The sequence below is a fragment of the Microcystis sp. M169S2 genome (assembly GCF_020245865.1).
In the GTDB taxonomy this organism is placed as follows: Bacteria; Cyanobacteriota; Cyanobacteriia; order Cyanobacteriales; family Microcystaceae; genus Microcystis; species Microcystis ichthyoblabe_A.
In genome coordinates, this window is the sequence record NZ_JADBUB010000029.1 from 1 (window position 1) to 2,593 (window position 2,593).

2 protein-coding genes and 2 pseudogenes are annotated in these 2,593 nt (G+C 38.1%); all 4 read right to left on the reverse strand.

The annotated features are described in order from the left end of the window. Positions 1-393 (reverse strand): Rpn family recombination-promoting nuclease/putative transposase (locus tag IM485_RS02780; RefSeq protein WP_287741118.1); only part of this gene is annotated, 393 nt, incomplete at its 3' end. Between the two features lie 156 nt (positions 394-549). Then, positions 550-615 (reverse strand): annotated as a pseudogene (locus IM485_RS02785) (DUF4351 domain-containing protein); the annotation flags it as partial. A gap of 64 nt (positions 616-679) precedes the next feature. Further along, the gene (locus IM485_RS02790) at positions 680-2,116 is read right to left on the reverse strand and encodes a carotenoid oxygenase family protein (protein WP_287741121.1); all 1,437 of its coding nucleotides are present in this window, start codon (positions 2,114-2,116) and stop codon (positions 680-682) included. Positions 2,117-2,235: 119 nt separating this feature from the next. After that, positions 2,236-2,593 (reverse strand): annotated as a pseudogene (locus IM485_RS02795) (Uma2 family endonuclease); the annotation flags it as partial.

Sequence of the window (2,593 nt, forward strand, 5' to 3'; positions counted from 1 at the left end):
ATCGGGAAAATCGACTACATATTGACTAATCGCTGCTCTTTTTGGCTTTGAATAAGAAAAAATTACAATCGGATAAATCGGTAAGACAAATTTCTCATGAAAGCGAGCAAAATAAGTAAACATTCGCCGGTTAAACCACTTGCGGGAACTTTCCTGCGCCTCTACATGAATCAGAAAGAAAGATTCTTTTCCTCGAAACTTAACTTGTGCGACTAAATCGCTTTCATACCTTTCTCCTTCTGTGACATCGGTAAATACTTCTTTGTCTAAAAAAGTAATCGATTCCCTATCTAAATAATCTATCAATTGAGGGAAAAACAACTCGATAAATTCGACAAAAAAGGTGGAGATTAACTCCTTAAATAAGCGATCATGGTCAATATTATTAGTCATGTAAATGTGTCTGCGATCGCTTCGATGGGTACAGTCAACAGTTCAAAGAACATGGCATTATGGGGAAAGTAGTCTAATTCTGGTGGGTATTATAACACATAAAAGCCAGATCGAAAACTTTTTTTCGATAACTCCGTCTTGAGGTGGTCGTAAGAACTAAGCAGTTAAAGTATTTAACCAATTGATTAAATCTTCAACCGTAGAGAAATCGAATAAAGCTTCTCTCTCACAAGTCCAGAAAACGGGTTTCTCGAAGAAACCCGTTTTCTAAATAGAAACCCCTTTTCTAAGTTGAGATTGCTTCTGCACCTTTTTCTGATTTTTCTTGCCAAGTACCGTGAAACCCCGGAGGGATAACACTGGGTAATTGCAGACAGCAAAGGGGTTCTTTTTCTAGCTGCTGACTATCATAGATTCTTACTTGGCTGCTATGATTATTGCCGTCGTAAACCACGACGATTAACCATCCCGTTTCTGGAGATAAACCATCGGAGATAAAAATCGGTTCACTACCATAACAGTTATTTTCTAGATAGGCAATAGTTAACTTACCTGTGGAGTGATTATAACAAGCGGGAAGTCCGATAATTTCCTGACGAATATCGCTATCGGGACGATGGACAGCTAAAAAAGTATTTTGCCATTTTTGTCCCACCAGTTGCGGGGAAACCACGGGAAAATCACAGCTTAAATCCGAGAGAATTTCCTGATTAATTACCTTTGCTGATAGGGGATTAATGGTAATACTTGCCAATTTTCCGATGGCTAAGGTTTCGGTTTCACCCGTGGCAACTTCTTTTAAAAATTGATTAGTCTTAAAGTCATCATAACGAACAAAAACAATTTCAAGATTGCCTTGGTCATTCACACAACCATTAGCAAAGTGCCATTGAAACCATGAATCTGTAACACTTTCACTGACTAATTGCAGAGAATCTCGCTCAAAAATTAGTATTCTTGTTCCTAATTCTGGCTGCCACTCCATGGCATCACTAAAAGTTTTAAATCCCAACAGTATCGATAACTTATCCGCTTTTATCGGTGGGACAAAAAAGACGAGATACTGTCCTGCTAAAACAAAGTCATGCAGCAGAGACAATCTATCTAAATCAAAAGTGTTTTTCTGGATAATTTCACCAGTGGAGTCAGACTTATAGAGATTTAAACTAACTTTAGCACCGATTGTCACCCCGAAATTAAAAATCTCTCCTCTGGACACATCTACTTTAGGATGAGCGGAAAAAGTTTCCTTTGCTTGTAAGCTAGATAAATTATCTAAACCTAGGGTTTCTAAAGATTGTAAATCTAATTTATGGGGAAAACCCCCTTCCCAGAGAGCTAATAATTTATTGGGTAAAGCTAACACCGAGGTATTAGCGGCATTTTTTACCTCTTTTCCCCAATTATTCCAAAAGAAGCCGGGGGCATTCATGCCATAATTAGGAAATAAATATTGATTAGCGGCGCTTTCTTGCTGATAACCAGCAGTCTGAACATAACGATAGGTGGCACTGGCTCCCTTATCATGAAAATGTACAGCTAAAACTGCCCCATCTCCGTCAAACCAATGACCAACTTTTTGCTTACCTCTTTCTAATCTCCCCGGACCATTGCGATAGAGACTCCCCCGCAATCCCTCGGGAATTTTCCCCGATAATAAGGTTAATTGCGTTTCAGAAAATTCCACTGCTGGTTTTTCTAGAGATTTTGCCCAAGCTTTCATAGATTTGTTTTTTTTTAGTGATTACATAGTTTAAGTATAGCCATAGACTAGGTTCAATGACGATAAATTAGGCAGTTTACCAGTTAATTAGTATTTACCACAACCCATCAATTATGTCATTATAAAGTATCGGGATCAATTCCCAGAGAACGGATATATTCAGCTAAACGTTCAGCTTTAAGACGCTCTTGTTCTAACTGTAAACTCGCTTCTTCAGCTTTAAGACGCTCTTGTTCTAATTGTAAACTTGCTTGTTCAGCTTTTTGAGATAACTCAATAGAAGTTAGAAATTTCTGACCATCTAAACCATAAATTTCTAACCCATCTTCTCTCAATTCAAATCGGATATTTAACCGAGGACTAACCCATCCCTTAATCTCAGGTATAGAACTTAATAGTCCTTCCTGTCTCCACCATCCTTGAAAATTATGAGAATCGGGATCATAGAGATAGTATTCTTCCACTCCATAACGTTGA

What these genes read in the sequence shown, in the direction of transcription:
- IM485_RS02790 (WP_287741121.1), bottom strand. Translation starts at nt 2,116, where the DNA reads ATGAAAGCTTGGGCAAAATCTCTAGAAAAACCAGCAGTGGAATTTTCT.